This is a genomic window from Frigoribacterium sp. CFBP 13707 (assembly GCF_014842245.1).
Taxonomy (GTDB): domain Bacteria; phylum Actinomycetota; class Actinomycetes; order Actinomycetales; family Microbacteriaceae; genus Frigoribacterium; species Frigoribacterium endophyticum.
Genome location: NZ_JACYVL010000016.1, coordinates 17369 through 37044 on the forward strand (window position 1 = coordinate 17369; position 19676 = coordinate 37044).

The 19676-nt window shown below is 65.5% G+C and carries 26 protein-coding genes; 12 read left to right on the forward strand and 14 right to left on the reverse strand.

The features are described 5' to 3' along the window. The first annotated feature begins 1 nt into the window (after nt 1). The 6 genes from IFT45_RS15615 (at nt 2) to IFT45_RS15640 (ending at nt 3342) form a co-directional block, all read left to right on the forward strand. The gene (locus IFT45_RS15615; RefSeq protein ID WP_192129285.1) at nt 2–1702 is read left to right on the forward strand and encodes a type IV secretory system conjugative DNA transfer family protein; all 1701 of its coding nucleotides are present in this window, start codon (nt 2–4) and stop codon (nt 1700–1702) included. After that, a complete protein-coding gene (locus IFT45_RS15620) occupies nt 1689–2030 on the forward strand; it encodes a DUF4913 domain-containing protein (protein WP_192129287.1) in 342 nt (113 codons plus the stop codon). The genes IFT45_RS15615 and IFT45_RS15620 overlap by 14 nt, the downstream gene beginning before the upstream one ends. Before the next feature lie 140 nt (nt 2031–2170). Beyond that, complete coding sequence (locus IFT45_RS15625) at nt 2171–2446, forward strand: SinR family protein (RefSeq protein ID WP_192129289.1); 276 nt, start codon at nt 2171–2173, stop codon at nt 2444–2446. Between the two features lie 5 nt (nt 2447–2451). Next, complete coding sequence (locus tag IFT45_RS15630; RefSeq protein WP_192129291.1) at nt 2452–2667, forward strand: hypothetical protein; 216 nt, start codon at nt 2452–2454, stop codon at nt 2665–2667. Next, the gene (locus IFT45_RS15635) at nt 2667–3107 is read left to right on the forward strand and encodes a hypothetical protein (protein ID WP_192129293.1); all 441 of its coding nucleotides are present in this window, start codon (nt 2667–2669) and stop codon (nt 3105–3107) included. The genes IFT45_RS15630 and IFT45_RS15635 overlap by 1 nt, the downstream gene beginning before the upstream one ends. Beyond that, a complete protein-coding gene (locus IFT45_RS15640; protein WP_185234633.1) occupies nt 3100–3342 on the forward strand; it encodes a hypothetical protein in 243 nt (80 codons plus the stop codon). Before IFT45_RS15635 ends, IFT45_RS15640 begins: the two co-directional genes overlap by 8 nt. Nucleotides 3343–3895: 553 nt before the next feature. Here the strand turns inward: IFT45_RS15640 and IFT45_RS15645 are convergent. Together IFT45_RS15645 and mobF are read right to left on the reverse strand one after the other, a co-directional pair. Beyond that, a complete protein-coding gene (locus IFT45_RS15645; protein WP_192129295.1) occupies nt 3896–4492 on the reverse strand; it encodes a hypothetical protein in 597 nt (198 codons plus the stop codon). A 171-nt stretch (nt 4493–4663) separates the two neighbouring features. Beyond that, a complete protein-coding gene (mobF, locus tag IFT45_RS15650) occupies nt 4664–8008 on the reverse strand; it encodes a MobF family relaxase (RefSeq protein WP_192129297.1) in 3345 nt (1114 codons plus the stop codon). 197 nt (nt 8009–8205) lie between these two features. Here mobF and IFT45_RS15655 point away from each other — a divergent pair, with 197 nt between their 5' ends. Genes IFT45_RS15655 through IFT45_RS15670 form a run of 4 tightly spaced genes read left to right on the forward strand, consistent with a single transcriptional unit; the run spans nt 8206 to nt 10461 of the window. Beyond that, entirely contained in the window at nt 8206–8508 is a 303-nt protein-coding gene (locus IFT45_RS15655; RefSeq protein ID WP_185234487.1) for a hypothetical protein, read from the forward strand. Beyond that, nucleotides 8505–9020 carry a hypothetical protein gene (locus IFT45_RS15660; protein WP_192129299.1) on the forward strand — a complete coding sequence of 172 codons (516 nt, stop codon included), beginning with the start codon at nt 8505–8507 and terminating at the stop codon, nt 9018–9020. Before IFT45_RS15655 ends, IFT45_RS15660 begins: the two co-directional genes overlap by 4 nt. Beyond that, entirely contained in the window at nt 8987–10135 is a 1149-nt protein-coding gene (locus IFT45_RS15665; protein ID WP_192129300.1) for a hypothetical protein, read from the forward strand. The genes IFT45_RS15660 and IFT45_RS15665 overlap by 34 nt, the downstream gene beginning before the upstream one ends. A 32-nt stretch (nt 10136–10167) precedes the next feature. Then, the gene (locus IFT45_RS15670; RefSeq protein ID WP_192129302.1) at nt 10168–10461 is read left to right on the forward strand and encodes a hypothetical protein; all 294 of its coding nucleotides are present in this window, start codon (nt 10168–10170) and stop codon (nt 10459–10461) included. A 2-nt stretch (nt 10462–10463) separates the two neighbouring features. Here IFT45_RS15670 and IFT45_RS15675 read toward each other — a convergent pair whose 3' ends face one another. The 5 genes from IFT45_RS15675 to IFT45_RS15695 all read right to left on the reverse strand — a co-directional run bounded on the left by IFT45_RS15675 (nt 10464) and on the right by IFT45_RS15695 (nt 12369). After that, nucleotides 10464–10994, reverse strand: a complete 531-nt coding sequence (locus IFT45_RS15675; RefSeq protein WP_192129304.1) for a TetR/AcrR family transcriptional regulator — start codon at nt 10992–10994, stop codon at nt 10464–10466. A 420-nt stretch (nt 10995–11414) separates the two neighbouring features. Further along, complete coding sequence (locus IFT45_RS15680) at nt 11415–11588, reverse strand: hypothetical protein (protein ID WP_192129306.1); 174 nt, start codon at nt 11586–11588, stop codon at nt 11415–11417. Beyond that, nucleotides 11585–11845, reverse strand: a complete 261-nt coding sequence (gene nrdH, locus IFT45_RS15685) for a glutaredoxin-like protein NrdH (RefSeq protein WP_192129308.1) — start codon at nt 11843–11845, stop codon at nt 11585–11587. Before nrdH ends, IFT45_RS15680 begins: the two co-directional genes overlap by 4 nt. A gap of 23 nt (nt 11846–11868) precedes the next feature. Beyond that, complete coding sequence (locus IFT45_RS15690) at nt 11869–12090, reverse strand: hypothetical protein (RefSeq protein ID WP_192129310.1); 222 nt, start codon at nt 12088–12090, stop codon at nt 11869–11871. A 78-nt stretch (nt 12091–12168) separates the two neighbouring features. Beyond that, nucleotides 12169–12369, reverse strand: coding sequence for a hypothetical protein (locus IFT45_RS15695; protein ID WP_192129312.1), 201 nt, complete (start codon nt 12367–12369; stop codon nt 12169–12171). A gap of 568 nt (nt 12370–12937) precedes the next feature. Here IFT45_RS15695 and IFT45_RS15700 point away from each other — a divergent pair. Further along, complete coding sequence (locus IFT45_RS15700; protein ID WP_192129314.1) at nt 12938–13843, forward strand: DNA methyltransferase; 906 nt, start codon at nt 12938–12940, stop codon at nt 13841–13843. Here the strand turns inward: IFT45_RS15700 and IFT45_RS15705 are convergent. The 4 genes from IFT45_RS15705 to IFT45_RS15720 form a co-directional block, all read right to left on the reverse strand. Continuing rightward, nucleotides 13834–14493: a hypothetical protein gene (locus tag IFT45_RS15705; RefSeq protein ID WP_197982500.1), complete on the reverse strand. Its 660-nt coding sequence runs from the start codon at nt 14491–14493 to the stop codon at nt 13834–13836. The genes IFT45_RS15700 and IFT45_RS15705 overlap by 10 nt on opposite strands. A gap of 58 nt (nt 14494–14551) precedes the next feature. Then, the gene (locus IFT45_RS15710; RefSeq protein WP_192129318.1) at nt 14552–15520 is read right to left on the reverse strand and encodes a DUF3825 domain-containing protein; all 969 of its coding nucleotides are present in this window, start codon (nt 15518–15520) and stop codon (nt 14552–14554) included. A gap of 72 nt (nt 15521–15592) precedes the next feature. Continuing rightward, a complete protein-coding gene (locus IFT45_RS15715) occupies nt 15593–16246 on the reverse strand; it encodes a hypothetical protein (RefSeq protein ID WP_192129319.1) in 654 nt (217 codons plus the stop codon). Between the two features lie 338 nt (nt 16247–16584). Next, a complete protein-coding gene (locus IFT45_RS15720; RefSeq protein WP_192129320.1) occupies nt 16585–16995 on the reverse strand; it encodes a Rid family hydrolase in 411 nt (136 codons plus the stop codon). Between the two features lie 73 nt (nt 16996–17068). Here IFT45_RS15720 and IFT45_RS15725 point away from each other — a divergent pair, with 73 nt between their 5' ends. Continuing rightward, entirely contained in the window at nt 17069–17437 is a 369-nt protein-coding gene (locus IFT45_RS15725; RefSeq protein WP_371811055.1) for a winged helix-turn-helix transcriptional regulator, read from the forward strand. A 79-nt stretch (nt 17438–17516) separates the two neighbouring features. Here the strand turns inward: IFT45_RS15725 and IFT45_RS15730 are convergent, their stop codons facing one another. The 3 genes from IFT45_RS15730 to IFT45_RS15740 all read right to left on the reverse strand — a co-directional run bounded on the left by IFT45_RS15730 (nt 17517) and on the right by IFT45_RS15740 (nt 19646). Further along, nucleotides 17517–18422, reverse strand: coding sequence for a hypothetical protein (locus IFT45_RS15730; RefSeq protein WP_192129322.1), 906 nt, complete (start codon nt 18420–18422; stop codon nt 17517–17519). Nucleotides 18423–18552: 130 nt separating this feature from the next. Beyond that, on the reverse strand, nt 18553–19080 hold the full coding sequence (locus IFT45_RS15735; protein ID WP_192129323.1) for a DUF4265 domain-containing protein: 528 nt from the start codon (nt 19078–19080) through the stop codon (nt 18553–18555). Then, nucleotides 19077–19646 (reverse strand): recombinase family protein, encoded by a 570-nt coding sequence (locus IFT45_RS15740; protein WP_192129324.1) that lies wholly within the window; start codon nt 19644–19646, stop codon nt 19077–19079. The genes IFT45_RS15735 and IFT45_RS15740 overlap by 4 nt, the downstream gene beginning before the upstream one ends. Nucleotides 19647–19676 lie beyond the last annotated feature (30 nt).

A 19676-nucleotide genomic window follows, 5' to 3' on the forward strand; every position in this document is an offset into this window, starting at 1 on the left:
CATGTCCGCCGTCACCCGCCGCACCGACTCCATGGCGCCCTTCGTGGCGTTCATGGTGTTCCTGCTCGCTGTCGCCGGCACAGCGTCGATCTGGACGCTGGCAGGGCTGTTCTCGGGCACGTCGACGGGGTTTGTGAACCCTGTCGAGCAGCTGCGCGACGGCGCCCCGTGGACGCCCGCTCACACCGCGGCCGCGGTGCTCGTCGGGATCGTCGTCGTCGGCCTGGTCGTCGCGATCGCCGTCGTGACTCTCCGCCACGGCCGTGACCGGTCGCCGGCGGACAAGGCCGCCCGCCACATGGGCACGGGACGCGAGATTGCGCCCCTCACGCCCTCATCGCTGCGCAAGCGCCACCAGCGCATGGGTCTGCCGCCCGAGTTCGTCGGCGTGACCGTTGGGCACACCGTCGCCGGCACCGTCCCGCTCCGGGCGTCGTACGAAGACACCTTGACCGTGATCGCCGGCCCCCGGCGGAACAAGTCAGCGTCCATCGTGATCCCCAACGCCGTCGCGGCGCCGGGGTCGCTGCTCATCACCTCCGTGCGGCCCGATATCGCGGCCGACACCCTGACGGTCCGGAGCTCCGTCGGGAAGGTGTCGATGTTCGACCCGCAGCGCCTCGCGTCCGCCTACCGCGGGCACGACTGCTGGTGGAACCCTCTCGCCGGCATTCGCACGATCGACGACGCCGCCCAGCTAGCGGAGGTGTTCGCCGCGGCGACCTACGGGCACGAGGGCAACAAAGACCCGTACTTCCCGACGACCGGTAAGAGCCTGATGACTCACTACCTGTTCGCCGCCGCCATGGGCGGCAAGTACCTGCCGACCGTTCTCGAGTGGCTCAACCACGACGACAACCCGGCGCCGGCCAACGTCCTCCAGGAGAGCCACCCGCACCTGGCCGACGGCATCGAGGCGTTGCAGGCCCTCACCGAGCGCACCCGCTCAGGGGTCTACGGCTACGCCCGGACCGCGATGAACTTCCTCGTGTCGGACTCGATCCGCACGTGGGTGCAGCCGGTCCCCGGCGAGGAGGCCTTCGACCCTGAGACGTTCGCGACGGCGCCGGCCGACACGCTGTACCTGTTCAGCGAGGAAGGCCCGGGCTCCGCCGGCCCCCTGATCGCCGCCCTGACGAAAGCCGTCCTGAACGCCGCGGAGAACACCGCCAAGCAGGAGCCATCCGGCCGGTTGAAGCGCCCACTCATGGTGATCCTCGACGAGGCCGGCAACATCTGCCGAATCCCGGACCTGCCGAAGAAATACACCACCTACGGCGGCCGGGGCATCATCCCGGTGACGATCCTCCAGACCGAGGAGCAGGGCGTCGACGTCTGGGGCGAGAGCGGCTTCGGGCAGCTGTGGGCGTCGTCGACGGTGCAGGTGTTCGGCGGCGGCAACGCCTCGAACAAGTTCCTCCGCGACCTTTCCGAGCGGATCGGTGACTACGAGTACCAGGAGCGCTCGACCAGCACTCACGACGGCAAGCGCACCGTGAGCCGGTCCCGCCGGTCCGAGCGAATCATGGAGGTTGCCGACCTCGGCGCCTTGTCCCTTGGCCGGATGGTCGTCCTCGCGTCCGGCTGCCGGCCAGCGCTCGTGCGGTCCATCCCGTGGTGGAACGACAAGGCCATCGCGAAGCTGAACACCGCTGCTGTCGCGGCTGGCCCGAAGAAGGAGCTCGACAATGCCGCTTTCTGAGCAAGTGCCCCTGAGTGAGATCCCCGACGGTCTCGTCGAGTTCGTCGACGGGACTCTCCTGGCGTTCCTCACGAGCGCCGGGGAGAAGACGATCTGGTGCGCCGAGTGGCGCGACCACCCGGACGCCGTGCACCGCCTGGCCGCCATGGCGGACCAGTGGGAGGAGAGCGCACTGGGCGGCACCGTCGGCCTACACAGCTTTTTCCGCGACGTCCTCGACTACCACCTCCCCTTCCTCGTCGACGCTGAGAAAGGGGCCTTCCGCGGCTGCAAGTTCGACCACGCCGAGCGGCGCCGGCTCGACTACGTCAAGCCCAACGGGAAGTAAAGGGGCCCTCAGAGCGGGCGGTCATCTGAGTTGCCCGCCTCGCCTCACTGCGGCAACGCACCATCGCGCTAGCAGTGCTCTAAAATGCGACAAATAATCATGATGCGTGAGCCAACGCATTTACGGCTGGAGGAGCGTCCATGACGACCAAACTGATCGCGTACGACCTCAGCGGACCTGTCGCGAATTACGCCGATCTAATCGAGGACATCAAGAGCCTTGGTACGTGGTGGCACCATTTGGACTCGCTGTGGCTTGTGAACACAGACCTCTCGACCAAGGAGCTGCGCGACCGCCTCAAAACGCACTTGGACAACAATGACGAGCTGCTCGTCATAAATGTCTCGAACGACCCCCGGGCTTGGACGGGCTTTTCCGACCGCGGTAGCGAGTGGCTCAAGAATTCATTCGACTGACCGGAATGGTTGAGTCGTTCCAAGACGTGCTGACGATAGCGATGTTCATCGTTGCCCCGCTCGCCGTGGTTGCCCTTATCGGTCTTATCTGGGTCCTGTCCACGCAGAGAGGCCGCGACATGCGGCGGGCGCAGAACGCAGTCATCGCCCAGAGAGTCCGCGACCACAATCAGACCCAGGACGAAGCGGTGGCGCGCAGTATCCGCAATGATCAGTTCTAATGATCATCAGCTCAGCAGTTCTCACGGCGGCAGCGACGGCGGTAGCTACGACGCCGCCGTCGCCTGTGCCCGGGGCAACGAGCGCCCAGGCGACCGCGACACTCGTCGCTGCGATCGTCGCCGGTTTTGGCGCCCTGCTCGCCGCCGCCGTCGGCCTACTCAACGCCTCCCGGAACCTCGCACAGGCCCGTCGGGACCAGTGGTGGCAGCAGTTCCAGTGGGCTATCGAGCAGGCCCTCAGCCACGATCAGGACGAGTCTGACGTCGGATCAGCGATCATGGAGCAACTTGTCAAGCGGAACGAAGCCACGCCGGCGGATAATGAGATCGCGGTAGTGGTGGCCGACCTGCTCACGGAGCGTGAGTTACGAGAACGCACGCTCTGGCGCCGGATAACAGACGCCATCCCGCGAAGGAAGAAGGATGAGGACAATGACTGATCGATCGGACAACTCCCTCCGCCTGGCCGAGCAGTTGCGCACGACGGCGTTGAAGAACCTGGGCCGCTCAACCGAGAGCCACCGTTCCGCCATCACCGGGAGGTTCGTCACGGGCCGCTTCGCGCGGTCGTACCCGGCCGCCTCGACGACGGAGACCGTCGGCGGGAGTGAGTCATCGACGACGTCGCGCAGTGCAAGGACGGGCCGCTTCGTCAAGAAAAGCCGCAAGGTCTGAACCGAGAACAACCATGACGACTGCCCGGTCGGCCACGGCAGGAGCGCGATGGATTGCCTCGCGCTGGAATGTCGCTTTTTTTCCGGGCTATGCACCTGAGAGAACTGGAAACGCTGATCGGGCTGTCATGAGCTTGACGTTTCAGATGAGAGGGCAGACCAGCCCTCTCACCCGGCACTCTTACATTAGAAAGCCAGCGCCGGCGTTCGGGCGAAAGCAATTTGACGGCTGGTGGTTAGTGAGCCGTAAGAAGGAGTACGTATGCCCCTAGCAGCACAGCCGATTGATCCTCGCGACGTGGGATCTATCGAGACGAATCCGACCTACCGTGTCTACTTTGTCGATGCAGATCGAGCTACCGACGAGTGGTCTCTTGCCGGCGCGGACAACGTTAGCGATGTCCTGGATTGGGCTCGGGCCCATGCAGCCGGCCGGGATTTCTCCGCTTTCGTCCAGGTCATCGACGCGCGAGGAGTGCGTCTCATCCGTCTTACGGGAAACGTCGAGTGACGGCTGGCTGCAACATCCCAGGGATGCTGCAGCCAGCCACTGACTACGGCTTAGGAACGTAGACGAAGCTCGATGGAGCTGCTCCGATGTTGAACGCTTGCAGGGGCGGTGCTCCCGCACCGGAGTGCGAACCTCGGAAGTACGCACCCGCGGCGATCTTCGTCGGGGACCCCTGAGCGGGGACGTACCACGTTTGAGGAGTCGGCGAGTTGACGGTCACGTTTTGTACGTAGTTGGACTCAGCAACGATCTTTAGCGTCGAGATGTTGTTCGTGCTGGTCTTGCCCAGGAGCGAGTACACGCGGATAGGGATGACCCCACTGGGCCCCGAGCAGTTCACTCGTGTCTTTGCGATCACGCTGCCACCATTCTTTGAATAGTGGGGGCTGTCCGTTTTGCCTGAGCACGTGTACGTGGCCGCTGCGCGAAGAACGGTCTCGGTTCCGTCCACCGAGTACGTACCCGGGTCCACCGTGAACGTTGAAGTCGTGGGCTGACCCGACTCATCCATGATCATCTGCATGGCAGGAAACTTCTGGTCCCCTCCCGTCTCGGCGGCGACTGCTGGCCCAGCCACTGACAGGACCGACAGTGCCAGCGCACACGCCAACACCCCGCCAAACATCCGTGATTTCTGCATCTGATGCCTCCTTGAGTAGAGCCCCTGTGGCTCCGCCTAGCCAGGATGACGAATAAACGAGTCCTGATCATCCGTCGACAGGTGGAGACGCCGTGAACAGGTGATGATGCGTTCGGCAGCGAAAGAGGTGCATTCCGTTCCCGGCCGGCGGGAATGGATGCGCCTCGATAGCTATCTCTCGTTGACGGCCGCCTGGTCCTTTGGGGGCTGGTGACGCTCGCGAGCTAGCTGCGCGGATCGGTCCTGCTCGGGAGTTGTCTTTGTCTGGGCCGCGGCATCGGTCTTGGCCTGGAACGCCTCGTCGCGCTCGACCTCCTGGTCGGGGCGCCCCCTCGTCGGCGGTGCCGGCGGCGTGGAGCTCGGAGCCGCGTCCACCCGGAGGTGCTTGTGGGCGGTCTTCGCCTTCGCCTCGGCCGCGCGGGCGGTGTCGAGTGCCTGCGTTGCACCGGGCGCTGTGGCTGCCTTCGCCCACGCCGCTCGCTGCGCCTCGGTGGGACGCGCAGCGGGCGCCGCCCGGTGTCGGTCATGGAACTGTCGGCGTGCGTCTTCCACGGCCCGCTGAGCGGCGGCACGACGGAACACCGACGATGCCGCAGCCGTCGCCTCGGCCTTCTCTACGGCGGCGTGGTCGGTGGCCCACTGCTGCTCGTGCGTGGCCACGGCCTCGGCCGGCACAACGGACTCGAGTCGTTCCCGCTCGGCGGTGGCCGTGACGACGTCGCTCTCCGCCCGGGCGAGGGCGTCGGCGTAGTCGGCCGGCGCGATGTCGGGGTGGCGAAGCTGCCACTGCTGCTGAGCGCCTTCCCAACTGCGGAGGCGCACCTGGTACGCGCGCTCCTCGGCGTCGAGGCGCGCGGCCCGGACCTGCTCGTCGTAGTCCATCCTCGGCAACACCATGCCTTCCAAGTCGCGCTGCGCGTTTCCGCGTGCGGCGTCGATACCGCGGTCGCCGGACTCGCGGCTGAGGGCGCCCACGAAGACGTCGCGGGCCTCGTCGACGTCGCCGGCGACGACGTGGAGGGCGTTGTGGTCGCGACCACGAGTCGCTGCGACGTAAAGCGCCTGCGCGGACGTCGCCTCGGTGACGACGCCGTGGCCGTAGTCGACCGTGGCGCCCTGAACTCCATAGACCGTCGACGCGTACGCGAGGTGGGTGCTCGCCTCGACGTACTCACGGGGCAAGGTGGCCTCGCGGCGCCCGTCGCGGACGACCACCGACCCGTCGCGATCGACACGCTTGACGGTCCACGTGTCGCGGTTGGCGACGCCCTGGGCCTTCGCGTTCTCCCGGGTCATGATCCGGTCCCCGACGCGGAGGGTGAGACCGTCTATGCCGGCCACCTCCACGCGGGCTTTCCTGGTGCGGCCGGCGTCCGCGTGCGCCTGCTGCACGAGCGCGCTGATGGTCGCGGCCTGCTCGTTTGTGGAGACGGCCACGGCGACGGACGCGCCGGCCTTGGCCTGCACGGCGACGTCGGCCGTGACGGCCGCCCACGCCTCCTCCTCGGTGGCGTGCACGACGATGTTGCCCCGGCTCTGCAACTCCTCGAACAGCACTTTGGGGCCCTTCCGGTCGCGCATGTCGAGGGTGAGGGCGCCGTAGCCGTCCTCTCGGAATCGGTAGAGCTCGGAGAGGTCGAGGGGCCTGGGGTGGGCGGCGACGGCCATGTCGAGGACGCCGCCTCGGCCGATGGCGGGTAGCTGCGCGCGGTCGCCCACGAGAGTGACTGGTGCGCCGTGCTCGTCGGCAATGGTCATGACGGCGTGGGCGAGGTCCTGGTCGAGCATTCCGGCCTCGTCGATGACGAGGCGGGTGTCGGCGTCGACCTGGAACCGCTCGGACGGGCCCTCGTAGATCGCGCCCGTGGTGGTGTCGACGTCGCCGACGTCGAGGCGCTGCCAGCGGCCGTCGTCGTCCCACCGGAAGCCGTACTCGTGCGCGAGCTTGTGCGCGCTGACGGCGTCGGACCCGGTCGCCTTGCCGGCCTCGTTCGCGGCTCTCAGCGTGGGCGCTAGGACGACGAACCGGACGCCGTCTTCTGCGGCGAGGTCGCGGGCAGCGGCGAGCATCGTCGTCTTCCCGGCACCGGCCGCCCCCTCGACCACGAGCAGCGGCGCACGGGACGCCAGGGCGCGCGCCGCGACGGACTGCTCGGCGTTGAGCCCTTTCAGGAGCTCGGCGTCGGGATCGACGACGAGACCCGAGTCGAGGCCGCGCCGCTGGAAGGTCTTCCGGAGCTCGTTCTCGACGCGCTGGACGTGCTCGCTGGTGAGGTGACGGACCCAGGACGGCACCTGGCCGGGGACGGCCATGTCGAGCCGCGGGAGTGTCGTTGCAATGTCGGCGGCGACAGCGTGGACGAACACCCCGAGCTCTTCTTTCGTCGCACGGACGCCGGCCGCGCCGACGGCCACACCGATGTGTCCTTCGAGGTCCGCCACCGACCACGACGACGCCTTGGCGCCGGCAGCAGCGATGACCTGAGCTGCAAGCTCGTCACGGTCGAGCTCGTCGAGCGTGAGGGGCGTATCGCGATCGACAGCGGCGAACCCGTCGACCTGGAGGCCCTCGGCGCGGAGCTCGCTCACCCACTTGGTTTCGGCGTGCTCGGTGGCCTGCTTTTTCCGAGGACGCTCGAACGCCCACGCCTTCTGATCCCACTCGCGGCGCTGCGCCGCGTCGGGCTCGATGCCGGGGTGTCGAGCACACCACTCCGCCTCGAACCGGGCGGCGTTGCCCTGAATCTGGTTGGCCCGCTTGGACATGGTCCGGGCGTGCTGCTCTAGGTTCGTGACGCGCCCAGTGCTCGCGTCGAACTCGTAGCCGGCGGCGGCGAGTGCTTCTTGGAGACCGTCGTGGGAGTTGATCGCGGCCTCTCCGACACCGCGAAGCGCGCCCTGCTGGTTCAGTGTCGCGGCGGTGTGCAGCGCGCGCCACTGGCCCTGTGCCAGGACACGGGTGTTCCACTGCACGTGCACGTGCCGGTGCGGGTCGCCGGCACGGGAGGAGCGGTGCACGACCGACACGGATTCGAGCCGGTCGACGGGTACGAAGTACTGCGCGCCACGCGGGCCAACGCGCGTGACGGAGTTCTGCGCCATGTACGCGGTCATAGCTGAGGCGGCGGTCGCCTGCGCCTCATCGAGCGCCGCGGAGACGGCCGGGTCAAGAGCTGCGGCGACGGACAGGCTCTTGTCGCAGTTGACCGTCATCTCCACGAACCGCGGGGACGCGGGCAGGACGACAACCTCCCCGTTGCGGTCGATGCGCGTCTCAGCACGAGGCGTGCCCCGAAGCTGATCAAACTCCGGGTCAATCCAGTCGACCCACGACTGGTACTCGGTCCCGTCGAGGGACCCGTTCTCGTACACGGTTCCCTCGTTGTCGAGGGCGGACCACTGCGCTATCGCGCCGGCGTCCGCGAGGTAGTACTCGTCGGCGTGCGAGTGGTCAGATTCGAGGTAGGCGCGCGCCGCAGCGCCCGCACCTCGAAAGAAGACCAGCCCGCCACGCATGGCCCCACCGTACTACGAGCGAAGCCGGTAGCATACGTGCATCCGTTTCTAGCTTCTGATCCAAGACATCGAAGATGGCGAAGAGCAGAAGCTAGAAACGGATCAAGGTTCTGCTAGAGCAATCGAAGATTGCGATAAGCAGAACAAGAGGACAGACACGTCTAGTCGATATCTGCACATCGACGTAGGCTCGGACCATGACCAAGACAGTCCAAGAGCTCGTCCACGAACAAGTCGCCGCGAAAATCGAGGCGGGCGAGGCGCTGCAGGCCGCCGTCGCCACCGCCGAAGAACAGGCCGCCGCCCTCGCAGAGGCCGAAGCCGAAGCAGCACGCTCGCGCCGTGCAGCACTGAAAGCCGGGTGGACCGAGAGCGAACTAAAGAGTCTCGGACTGGCGTCCAAGACACGTACCCGCCGGCGCCCGGCCGCGACCCCCGCGGGCACCGCCGACGCTGCCTCCGAGGACACCACCTCGGGCACAGGCGAAGGCGACCAGTGACACGCGGAGCTCGGTCGGGCGGGCTCCTGGTTGCTGCCGCCCTTCTCACCCTCGGCACCCTCACGGGGTGCACCTCCCCGGGCGCCGGCGACGACTCTTCCACCGATGACAACACCGCCCCTCGGAGCAGCACCACGGCCCCGACCGGTGCCGCGACGGAGGCACCGATCGAGGACGCCGAACCCGAGCCAGACGCATCAGCGGAGAGCGACGCAATCGCCGCCGCTGCGAAGGCCGTCGCGTCCTACTGCCGGCCCGGCACGGCTAACCCCGAGTGGATCGTGTCGCTGTCACCCCTGCTCACTGATCGGGGGATCACCGCATACGAGACAGTCGACCCGGCGACGGTGCCGTGCACGTCGGTGACGAGCGACGCTGGCGTGCACGACGGTGACGGCGTGTACACGTTCATCGTCAGCGTGCCGACCGACGCGGGCGTCTATGAGACGTTCATCACGCGCCCCGATACGGACTCCCCGTGGCTCGTCGAGCGAATGGCACCGCCGGCATGAACAAGGCAGGTGGTGGCGCCATCGCGGCACTGGCCCTCGCGGTCCCGGTGGCGATCGTCCTCGGTATCGTGCTGGCCGCGTCGTCCTCGGAGAGCTCGTCCGCGAGCGGCTGCACGCCGGCGTCGGCTGGGCCCGTCGACGCGGCAGCGATCCCCGCGGACGCGAAGGTCGGAGCGTTCGGGCGCGAGCAGCTGGGGAACGCCGCGGCGATCATCAACGCCGCCGCAACCCTGACGATGCCCGAGGCAGCGCAGGCCCTCGGCGTGCAAGCGGCGATCGGTGAATCGAGCCTGAACAACATCGGTTATGGCGATAACGCGATCAACCCCGACGGGTCCGTGGCTGACTCCATCGGACTGTTCCAGCAGCAGTCGTCGTGGGGCACGACAGAGCAGCGGATGGACCCGACGACTTCGGCCTCGCTGTTCTTCCAGCGCCTCACCGCCGTACCCAATTGGGAAGAGCTCGACTCGTCAATTGCGATCAACAAAGTTCAGATCAACGCCGACCCGTTCCACTACTCGCGCTACCGCGCCGACGCCGTCGCGATCACCGACTACCTCGCCAAGCTCGGCGGCACGCCGGGCGGCGGCACCTCGGGATGCAGCGTCTCGGGTGACGCGCAGGAGGTCGCTCAGGGGCTCGTCACGGCGATGGACAACGGCTCGTTGAAGTTCCTCGAACCCCGCTACCAGGAGCAGGTGAAGAACGTCGCCAACGGGTCGGCGTCGGCCGACTGCCAACTCGACCTGCGGGTGCTGCAAGTCATCACCCTGGCCCTCAACAAGTTTGAGTCCGTCGGGGTGGGCTCATTGAACCGCAAGTGCACCGGCTCCCTCATCGGGGCCGGCACCGCTTCGGCTCACTACCGCGACGGCGGCGGGCGCGCGCTCGACTTCTACCAACTCGACGGAGTCGCCCTCACGGGCAGCACCTCGCAGGACTTGGCAGTTATCGACCTGTTCTCCTCGGTCGCTCCCGAGGGAAGCCGCATCGGGCAGGTGCAATGCCGCAGCGGGCAGACCTGGCCGAACCTCACGCAGTTTCGAGACAGCTGCGACCACGCTCACATGGACTTCGGCTTCTCGAAAGAACCTCTGCGAGTCGCCGGCTAAAGCCCTCAGACACCGCGTGCGAGGCTTGGTGGGTGACTGCGTACCGACTCGTATTTGAGGGCCTCGACACCGCCCGCATTCGGCCCGAGGACGTCGAGCAGCCTGCGCCCCTGGCGTGGTTCCGGGTCACATACGTGGACGCCTCCTATGAGGCATCGGCGGTGCACGTGTACGGCCATCACGAGCAGGTGTCGGAGCGGCCGTGGTTGGCGACGCACGAGTCGATCGCGGCGGCCGTTGCGTTCTGCGACTCGCTCCCGCGCGTGGACGGGAGCGGTGACTACGACTGGTCGGAGGGGTCGGTCGTGACAAGCCCCAGCGCCTAGGGCTACTGCGACGCTTCCACGAGCAGGCGGGCCAGGGCGCGGCGGGCGCTGCCGGCCGCGGTGTCGTGGTCGCTCACGTGAGCCAGGAGCTCGGCGCCATCGAGGGCCGCGGCGAGGTCGGTCGCGGCCGTCACGGGCGACGGGTGGCCGGCGCTGGTGAGGAGTCTCGTGAATTGGCGGTGGCGCCATTGCAAGTGCGTCTGCGCGGCGAGGCGGGCGGGGTGGTCCGTCTCGGGGTACTCGACGGTGGCGAGGACAAACACGTTCGCGGCCGGCGCCACAGCGAGGAGCGTCGCGGCTGCGTCGACGACGTCGACCAGGGCATCGGCGGCCACGGGGTGGGCCTGCTCGCGCTCCGCGAGGTCGTCGACGCTGCGCTGGTGCTCCAGGTTGAGGTAGGCGACTTCGAGCTCGCTGCGGGAGCCGAAGTACTTGTAGAACGAGGCCTTGGCGACGTCCGCCTCTTCGGTGATGGTGTCCACGCCCGACGCGCGGAATCCGTCGGTCTTGAACAGGTGCTCCGCGGCGGTCATAATGCGCTCTCGGGCGCCGGGTCCGCTGCCCTTTCGGGGCCGACCGGGGCCTCGCTGGTGGGGTATTGGTTCCAGGGCTGCGCCGTCGACGGTGTCTCGTAGTGCCCGCTCATAGATGGTTCGTTCGACGTCGTCGACGGGCCAGTCGTGCAGCGCTGCGACCGGGCCGTCGGGGCCAGCGTAGGTGCGCACAGGGCGGCCGATACTGCGCCCTGCTGCACGCGCCAGGCGCCGCCACTCTGCGGCCTGAACCGGCCCCGGGAGGGGCGTGCGGGGCCGCGCCTGCCCGGTGGCGGTGAGATCCGCGAGGATCTCGCTCGCGGCTAGGTCGGGACGAGTCATCCGCTCACCGTACTGGCGACCATGCAAGCGGGGCGGCACTAGCCCGGGGGGCGCCGGTTCGGCGCTCCCCCGGTGCGCTTAGGAGGCCTCGTCGTCGAGCCCGGCGAGGTGGGCATCGTCGTCGAACTTGTCGCCGTCCTCGGGGTTGTAGGTGGGGTCGTAGACGAAGCGGCCCTCAGCATCGCGGACGGGCCCTGCGTCGATCGCGGCGCCCCACGGGTTGGTGCCCTCGGGGGTGGTGTTGGTGCTCATGCGCCTGTCCCTTCGCTCTCAGTGGCGCCACCGGCGACGACGCGGTCGATGCGGTCGGGCCGGAAGCCGGTCCAGTGGTCGTGCTCGGAGACGACTACGACCGGGGCTCCGAGGTAGCCGAGCTCGCCCTTCACGTACTCGAGCGCGTTGTCGTTGGTGGTGACGTCGACGACCCGGTATTCCAGGCCCTTGGCGTCGAGGCTGCGGTAGGTGGCGGTGCACTGCACGCAGCTGGGCTTGCTGTAGACGGTGATCATGGCGGTTCCCCCTCGGGTCATTGTCACTCGGCCGAGCCGAACATGGCCGTCCAGCACTCGGGGTGGGTGCCGTTGCGTACGAGCTCGCGGCTGGGTGCGGGGCGGTCGGGCATGGCGTCCTGGATCGGGGCGCCGGTGAGCCACGCGGCGACCTCGGCCGCGGTGAGCTCGACGGTGCTGGCGGCGCCACAGAACTGGCAGGCGTTGGTGACGTAGAGCGTGGTGGGGGCGGTGGTGGTGGCCATGGGGTTCTGCTCCTGTGGTCGATCCGAGATGATGAGGGAGCGGGAGGGACCTAGTTCGAATAGGTCCCTCCCGTCCTGTCACTCGCTGCGGGTGAGGGTGTCGACGAAGGTCGTGTAGTCGACGCCTGCGATCGCGTGGGTGTGGGCGAGGGCCCACCCGTTGCTCGCGTACTGGGCGAGGTCGCTGTCGCGTTCCCCCAGCTTCCGCAGCTGGCGGTTAAGCGCCTCTTCGGTGACCACGGGGACCAACGTCGTGACGGTGGTGATCTGCTGAGCCATGTTCTGTCTTCCTCTCTCCCCCCACGTTTTTTTGGCCGTGGCGGTGATTCATCACCGCCTGGGGAGTGGGTTTCGGGGTCACGCCCCAAGGAGGGATTGGCCGGAAAAGTTGCGGAGGAGCGCAGCGGGGGAGCCAGTTTTTTGGCCAATCCGGACGACGGCTTGACGCCGGAACCCCGACCCGTACCCTGCGCTAGCGCCACGGCCGAAAAGCCCGAAGGGCTCAGGGAAGAGGGCCGCGGAGCGGCTTCCCTGGGGAGCGGCAGCGACCTGGAGCACAGCGACTTGGGGTGGTCGTGCTGGCCCTGTCATTGTGGTTCCGTAACGACGTCCAGACGTCTATAGTTGTGGACATGACTGAACGGCGGAGCCCGGGTGCGGTGCGAGACTCGATTCTCGAAGCATTCAAGAACCACAAAGGCGAGATGAATATCGCAGAGGTAAAGAGCGCAGTCGAGATATCTCTCGGCAGCCCGGTTGCGTCCTCCAGTGTCCGGTCCTACCTGAACCTCAATACTCCTGGTCAGTTCATCCGCACAGGTCGTGGAACATACCGGCTCGTGCGTCGATGAAGCTGCCAGCATTCACCTTTAACCAGGCTGAGCTCTTCCAGGAAAATTGCTTGGCCTGGCTGAAAGGCCGAGACGACAACAGCATTACGGCCGTCGTAACAGACCCTCCCTATGGGGTAGACGAGTACACCCAGGAGCAGCAGGCCAAGCTGAGATCCGGCAAGGGCGGCGTTTGGCGTATGCCCCCATCTTTCGACGGGCACACTCGCGCGCCCCTTCCCCGCTTCACAGTCTTGTCGAAAGCGGATATCCAGTATCAGAAAGATTTCTTTGAAGCGTGGGGTAGAGCCCTGCTGACCAAGATGGTTCCAGGCGGACATGTCTTCCTAGCCTGTAACCCACTGCTCTCTCCACATATATCAATCGCTTTGGATGCAGCCGGCTTCGAGCGCCGTGGAGAGATCGTTCGCATGGTCATGACGATGCGAGGTGGCGATCGCCCAAAGGGTGCTCACGAAGAATTCGACGACGTGTCAGTCATGCCAAGGTCCCAGTGGGAGCCATGGCTACTTCTTCGCCGACCCATTCAGGAAAAGACTGTTGCGGAGAATCTACGTATTTGGAGAGCCGGTGGGCTGCGACGCATAAGCGCCGAGCGCCCATTTGGAGATGTGATTCGTTCTCACCCAACAAACAAAGCAGAAAGGGCTTTGGCCAACCATCCGTCGCTTAAGCCACAAGCCTTTCTCCGGCAGGTTGTTAGAGCGTCACTCCCCCTCGGTGAGGGCATTGTTCTGGATCCGTTCGCCGGCTCGGGTTCAACGTTGGCCGCGGCCGAGGCTGTGGGATACCAATCCATCGGCGTGGAACAGGACAGCCACTACGTAGATATCGCCAAGGAAGCCATTCCTAAGCTAGCCGCCCTCGCAACCTCGCCAGATACGACGCTTCTTTACGCCTGACGCCAAGGCTGAGCCGTTCGAGTCTCGGAAGCTTTTGTTCGAGCATCCAGATACACCCATCCCTCGCGAAGGATCTTGACTCCCTCGGCATGGAGCGTGGCGGTCCTAGTGCCCAATTCCCCTCGACCGTTGCTACGGAAGTCACCGACGGTTACGTCAGCGATGTAGATCTCTCTGAAGACCAGAGGAGAACGCTCGTGTGAAGGTTTTGCACGATCATTGTCCACGTCGTAGACCCATACACAGAGGGTTTGATTCCGGGCACCATGAGTGTCTACGGCACCACCTGGCTTCCGGGTGGCTTTGATCTCGACGCCCTCCTCACCTGCTGCCACCCGATCACCCGAATATCGACCCCGAACGATTAGATCAGGATGGCCGTTGTGGTGGAGATTCGAGGTCAAGGTCCGGCTCTTCTGCGCCAACGAGTCGGTGATCATGTCGGAGAGCATGCCCGAGAGGGCTGCGGGGCGAATCATGTCGTCGAGGCGTTGCAGGCCCTTTTCTACAAGGTTCGTGTTCACGTCGAAGAAGAAATCGTAGACGTCTGCCATTGCCAGCTCAAAGTCACCGAGACGAAGCTGGTGTGGTAGGGGCAGGTTCGAATTGAACTTCGAGCGATCAACAATCGCTTTGGGAATTACGGGCACGCTTTGGTCTCCTGACATCGCCTTAGACGTCCACACGGTAGCGCGCCCTGACATCCCCTCACGAATCGGCTGGGGCTGCTTCGAACCCAGCGGGTGCCTGGTCAGTAGATGGCAAGGGAGCAGCACTAGGGGCTAGCCAGTCGCTATCAGGACGGGCTACAAGACGGGCGTTCGTGTAAGCCATATCGAGAGTCAGGACCGTATGGCCGCGGTACGCGCGATCACCAACAGCAGAGACGACTAGGGCGAGGTCGGCTGTTCCGTTACCGGTGAGATCCAGGGGCATGAGGAATTGAGCACCCGCTTCTCCCAGTTTTGGGTACCACTGCGGAATAACCAACTTATGATTCCGGCGCACTCGTCGAAGTGTTGAGTTAATTGACGCGTCGAGCGCCTGCCGCGCCCGGAGCGGCTGTTGAACCATTTCGGCTGGGAAACGGTCAAGGTTGTCACCCAGAATGTGGTCATAGGCCAGCTTCAACTCTCGTCGCCAGTCGTAGACCAGCTCGGAAGCTGACGTGACGTACTCGGCCATATGAGGGGGTTCTCCGAAATGACGAAGAATGTCTCTATGGGATTCCGTGACCCAATTTAAGAAGAACCAACGCTGACCCTCATGATTATTTCGTTCAAAGAGACCAAAGATCTCCTCGGCGTGTGAGGTCAACAAGCCCGTGTTCGTAGCCGCGTACATCCCATCTTCGGACACCGCGATCTTGTCTTCCATGACAAGACGACGGTGCGTGTATCGCAGAAAGCTGTCGAGAATAGGAAGGGGGCGCCCGTCCGGGTTGTAGCCACTCCATTCCTCCGGTTCCGCTAATTCCGCGAGAGAAGTCAACGCGCCCTCCCAAGCCAGCCGACCAAAGTCCGCTGAGCCCGGATCGAGCCTCGGCCCTTTGTAAGAGAAGAAGGCAAAGGCCCGAAGCCCATCCGCGTGCCCCTCGGTAACAGGGCCGATTTCGGCTGGTCCAGGCTCAACAACAACACGGCGGGCCACATCACCCGGAGTCGGAATATTGCTCATCTCCGAACAATACCGTTGAGGCCGGGCGTGTCCGATAGACGATCGGCTATTGAAACAGGATTCTGTCCCGGACTAGGGGCGCTCAGCCAGGACGGGAGTGACGTCCTCCATCGCACGAACCCAAATCGCCGTGCTGCGGTTACGAAGTTCGATTAGGTCGACGGTGCGCGTGAGATCGTCGTGGAGGTTTCGTGCGAAAACCGGCTCGTGGTGCGCCAACCGGTTGCGGAGGTGACGGAGGGCGTCGAGGTCCTGGTAGATCCGGTCGCGCAGTGTCGCCGATGGGATGTTGGGCGCGAAGGGGAACGCCCCAGCGATGTGGGGCTGCCACAGTCGTATCTCATATCGTTGCGTGAAGAGCTTCTGCCAGAAGACGAATTTAAGTTCGGCAATCACCTTTCCCGTTGTCTGATTCCATTGCCGAGTATTCTGAAGATCGCGGCGAGGGTTGTAGCGGCCGTTGTCCGGCAAGCTTGCTTCGAACGTTGGGCTCCACGGCCACAGCGGGCCGTAAACGAGCTCGAGCACGTCGGCGGCCGCGTTACGGGTGGCGATTTCGGCGAAGTGGGCGGGAACCATGAACGCTGCTGACACTCGAGCGTTCCACCCGTACAGCTCCACCGCACGAACATGGTCGCCGCCGGCTGCGGTGATGTATGTCCCCGACCGTGCCGCACTAAGCGTTGCTCGGATTTCGGCATCGTTGGTGGGGGTAGCAGCTGGCATCTTCTCAATGTACAATGGCGCTACGAGTCGTGGGACTTGCGGGCTTCGGCTTCCCCCCGCGGACAAATGAAATCGAGGAGACCCCGTCAGTGCGACGGGGTCTTTTCGTATGTACGGGCGGTCGAGCCACCGGTCGCAGCCAGCCAGTGAGGCAATGCTGGGCTGCCGGCTGGGCCCATCAGCGAGGTCTTGCCAGGGACGCGAGCCGGATGGTGATCTGAGCTTCGACGAAATCGCGGTCGGCTAGCGGTTGTGTGCCCCATTACGCGGCGACCGTGATCGGTAGCCGATCCCCTATTGAGACACAGGGCACGGGTGGGTGGGCCAAGGACGAGAGGTCAGTCCAGGATCGCTGTGGCCTCGACCTCGACGAGCACGTCGGGCTCGAATAGATAGTCCACCCCGATCAGAGACGCGGGCGGCATGGGCAAGGGCAGACCGATCTCCTCCGCAACCTCCGTGACACCGGCCATGAAGGCCTCGATCTTTGTGGGCTCCCAGTTGGTGACGTAGAAGGTCAGGCGGACGACGTCGTCGAACCCGGCGCCAGCACTGGTCAGCCCTTGGTAGGTGTTGCGGAGCGCCTGGGCGACCTGGCCGGCCAGATCCCCGGGTGCCACAGGAGTCGCCTCCGCGGTGCGCGCGATCTGACCCGATACGTGGACGTGGCGGGTGCCGGTGCCGACCGCAACGTGGCGGTAGGGAACGGGCTGCATCAAGGTGCTTGGGGAACTGAGGTGGACGGTCATGAGTGTCTCCTGTCATAGGTGGTACCTCATGGATACCTGGTGTTCCGCGGTCACTTCAACGAGACTGGGTCTCGTGACGGATACCACCAGGCCCACGGCGGACCGGTTCGAGATCGATGCGCCCCAGCGTGAGCTGCTCGATCAGGTGCTCGACAAGTGGTCCCTGCAGGTACTCAACGAGCTCTGCGAACGCCCTTGTCGTTTCAGCGAGCTGCGCCGGCTCGTCCCGGCGGTGACGCAGAAATCGCTGACCGCGACGCTGCGCCGACTCGAGCGCAACGGCGTGGTCGAGCGGGTTGTGCTCAACACCCGCCCCGTGGCGATCGAGTACCGCATCACACCGTTGGGCAAGACACTGCGGCCGCCGGTCGACGCGATCCTCGCGTGGGCACGCGACCACCTACCCGCCATCGAAGAGGCACGGCGCCGCTTCGACGGCTGACCACCCCACCCCCGCACACCTCTATCAGCTTCAGTTGTCAGCCTCGATGAGCGATCGTCTATCGGGACGGCCGGCAACGTCAGGGCTGGCGCAACAGCAATCGCACTGTCGCCTGCTTTTCCTCGCAACGCGCGAAGACCTCGGCTAACGATTTGCGAGCGAGGTAGTCCCGATCCGTACAACTCAGTTCTAAGCGCACGACTGAGCCAATCTCGTGGGCCGCTACAGACCACGAGACCTTAATCGGATCGGCACCTTGTCTGGCGAGGGCATGTGCAAACCATTTCGCGATGAGGCGACGCCGCTGGCCTTCCGAGGTTCGGGCAGCCGGGGTGTGTGTGTCGGAGCGAGGGAAGAGCCCTTCCAGTCGGCGAGCGGCCTCCTCGGCAGGATGCCCCGTAGAGATTTCGCATGATGCATGGACGACTGCGCCGCGTGTACGTGTCTCGTGGTACGACATTTGGGAGGCATGGCGGCCGATGTCGTCCAGCGCCTTGTCCAGTGCCTCCCTCACGGCAAGGTCGGCCACTCGCGGCGATGCAGAAGGAGCCACGATCGCCGGGTCCCGCTTCGTTGCGTGGTGGACAGAAGTGGAAATCGATCTGTAGTCACGGACGCTGACCCTGAACCACGACTCGTCCTGCCCAGGTTCTGCATCCGCCGATGCGGCAACCGCCGACCAGTCAAGGTATCGAGCTCGGACCATGTCCAAACGCCATGAGCCCGCGTGGCCGGGTGAACCGTCGGAAGACAGCGCTTCCAGCTCGGCAGCGGCCGCTTCAGCCTCGTGAACTTCAAGTGGCATGACAGACGAAAACTCCCAGTCGTCCATCGCGTCGACTACATCCCGAAGGCACGCCGCAAGGGCCGCAAGATCCTGGTCAGAGAACGCCACGAGCAGATCGTCCACACGGTCATCCACGCTTTGGCCAGATGAAAAACCACCCAGCATCGCTAGGGCTTCTTCTCGACCGACGCTGCGCACGGCTCGAGCCTCCCAGTACAGCGCGCCAGCATCGGACGGCACGCCGTCTCGGACGCATCAGTGCTGTCTCGCCACGGAGTGACCGGCGCCCCCCCCCCCCCCCCCCCTACCGGACGATCGTGGCTGCCCGTCAGAGGGCGGCCCACTCCTCGCTGATGTCAGATTCCTCGACGTGCCAGCGGCCGGAGACGACACCGGCTGCAAGCAGCGCCTTAGCGCTGGCAAGGTCCGAGCCTGGTGGCAGATCGAGAGCCAGCAGACGAGGACGCTCCATGCTCTCGCCGCTCACCCCATAGGGCTCAAACTCCGCCACGACGTCCTCCATGGGGTCCCCCGGGTCGGTCGTGATGATCCGCACCGTCAGGCTGCCGCCTCTCTGGACTCGTTGGATGAACCAGATCACGCCGTCCTCATCGGGCGCCCCGCGGACCAAGTCGCCGTGCGAGAGGCCGAAGGCAAAGAACGGTGTGTTGGCGAGCAGGTACGTCCCTCCGGCGCGCTCCTGCGCCCAAAGACCCTCCGATTCAGCAGGCGGCCAGCCGTCGTCCCGCTCGAGCCGCACCCGGACACGGACGTAGGGCTCTGTCGCAAACGGTTCGGGCCCGCCAGCGAAGGACTGCCTCGACGAGGCCTTGCCTCGCCGGAAGAAACTCCTCATGACTGCTCCCCTCGTTGGATCGCACGATAAACCGTCGAACGGGCGACACCGAAGAGTTCGGCTATCTCGCTGGTCGTGTGGGCGCCGGTGCGGTGCAGCTGTACGAGGTGCTTCTCCTGCGACGGGGTCAGTTTGGGCTTGCGGCCGCGGAGCTTGCCGGCGGCCTTGGCGATCGCCATGCCCTCCCGGGTCCGGGCGCGGATGAGGTCAGCCTCGAACTCGGCCACCATGCCGAGGACGTTGAACAGGAGCCGGCCGACGGGGTCGGTGGGGTCGTAGACCGCTCCCCCGAGGTTCAGCGCGACACCCTTCGTCGTCAATTCGTCCGCGATGTCGGTTGCGTCGCGCAGTGAGCGGGCAAGGCGGTCGAGCTTCGTCACCACTAGGACGTCGCCGGCACGGCACGCAGCCAGTGCCTCACGGAGGCCCGGCCGGGCTCGAGTCGTCCCCGACAGCCCGTGGTCAACATGCACATGTTGATCGTCAACACCCAGTGCTGCAAGACCGTCACGCTGTGCTGCAAGATCCTGTCCCGAGGTCGACACACGGGCGTATCCGATGAGCATCCGACGACTGTAGCGTTTAGACCCCCGTCA

What these genes read in the sequence shown, in the direction of transcription:
- IFT45_RS15615 (WP_192129285.1), top strand. Translation starts at nt 2, where the DNA reads ATGTCCGCCGTCACCCGCCGCACCGACTCCATGGCGCCCTTCGTGGCG.
- IFT45_RS15620 (WP_192129287.1), top strand. Translation starts at nt 1,689, where the DNA reads ATGCCGCTTTCTGAGCAAGTGCCCCTGAGTGAGATCCCCGACGGTCTC.
- IFT45_RS15625 (WP_192129289.1), top strand. Translation starts at nt 2,171, where the DNA reads ATGACGACCAAACTGATCGCGTACGACCTCAGCGGACCTGTCGCGAAT.
- IFT45_RS15630 (WP_192129291.1), top strand. Translation starts at nt 2,452, where the DNA reads ATGGTTGAGTCGTTCCAAGACGTGCTGACGATAGCGATGTTCATCGTT.
- IFT45_RS15635 (WP_192129293.1), top strand. Translation starts at nt 2,667, where the DNA reads ATGATCATCAGCTCAGCAGTTCTCACGGCGGCAGCGACGGCGGTAGCT.
- IFT45_RS15640 (WP_185234633.1), top strand. Translation starts at nt 3,100, where the DNA reads ATGACTGATCGATCGGACAACTCCCTCCGCCTGGCCGAGCAGTTGCGC.
- IFT45_RS15645 (WP_192129295.1), bottom strand. Translation starts at nt 4,492, where the DNA reads ATGCAGAAATCACGGATGTTTGGCGGGGTGTTGGCGTGTGCGCTGGCA.
- mobF (WP_192129297.1), bottom strand. Translation starts at nt 8,008, where the DNA reads ATGCGTGGCGGGCTGGTCTTCTTTCGAGGTGCGGGCGCTGCGGCGCGC.
- IFT45_RS15655 (WP_185234487.1), top strand. Translation starts at nt 8,206, where the DNA reads ATGACCAAGACAGTCCAAGAGCTCGTCCACGAACAAGTCGCCGCGAAA.
- IFT45_RS15675 (WP_192129304.1), bottom strand. Translation starts at nt 10,994, where the DNA reads ATGACCGCCGCGGAGCACCTGTTCAAGACCGACGGATTCCGCGCGTCG.
- IFT45_RS15680 (WP_192129306.1), bottom strand. Translation starts at nt 11,588, where the DNA reads ATGAGCACCAACACCACCCCCGAGGGCACCAACCCGTGGGGCGCCGCG.
- nrdH (WP_192129308.1), bottom strand. Translation starts at nt 11,845, where the DNA reads ATGATCACCGTCTACAGCAAGCCCAGCTGCGTGCAGTGCACCGCCACC.
- IFT45_RS15690 (WP_192129310.1), bottom strand. Translation starts at nt 12,090, where the DNA reads ATGGCCACCACCACCGCCCCCACCACGCTCTACGTCACCAACGCCTGC.
- IFT45_RS15695 (WP_192129312.1), bottom strand. Translation starts at nt 12,369, where the DNA reads ATGGCTCAGCAGATCACCACCGTCACGACGTTGGTCCCCGTGGTCACC.
- IFT45_RS15700 (WP_192129314.1), top strand. Translation starts at nt 12,938, where the DNA reads ATGAAGCTGCCAGCATTCACCTTTAACCAGGCTGAGCTCTTCCAGGAA.
- IFT45_RS15710 (WP_192129318.1), bottom strand. Translation starts at nt 15,520, where the DNA reads ATGAGCAATATTCCGACTCCGGGTGATGTGGCCCGCCGTGTTGTTGTT.
- IFT45_RS15715 (WP_192129319.1), bottom strand. Translation starts at nt 16,246, where the DNA reads ATGCCAGCTGCTACCCCCACCAACGATGCCGAAATCCGAGCAACGCTT.
- IFT45_RS15720 (WP_192129320.1), bottom strand. Translation starts at nt 16,995, where the DNA reads ATGACCGTCCACCTCAGTTCCCCAAGCACCTTGATGCAGCCCGTTCCC.
- IFT45_RS15735 (WP_192129323.1), bottom strand. Translation starts at nt 19,080, where the DNA reads ATGAGGAGTTTCTTCCGGCGAGGCAAGGCCTCGTCGAGGCAGTCCTTC.
- IFT45_RS15740 (WP_192129324.1), bottom strand. Translation starts at nt 19,646, where the DNA reads ATGCTCATCGGATACGCCCGTGTGTCGACCTCGGGACAGGATCTTGCA.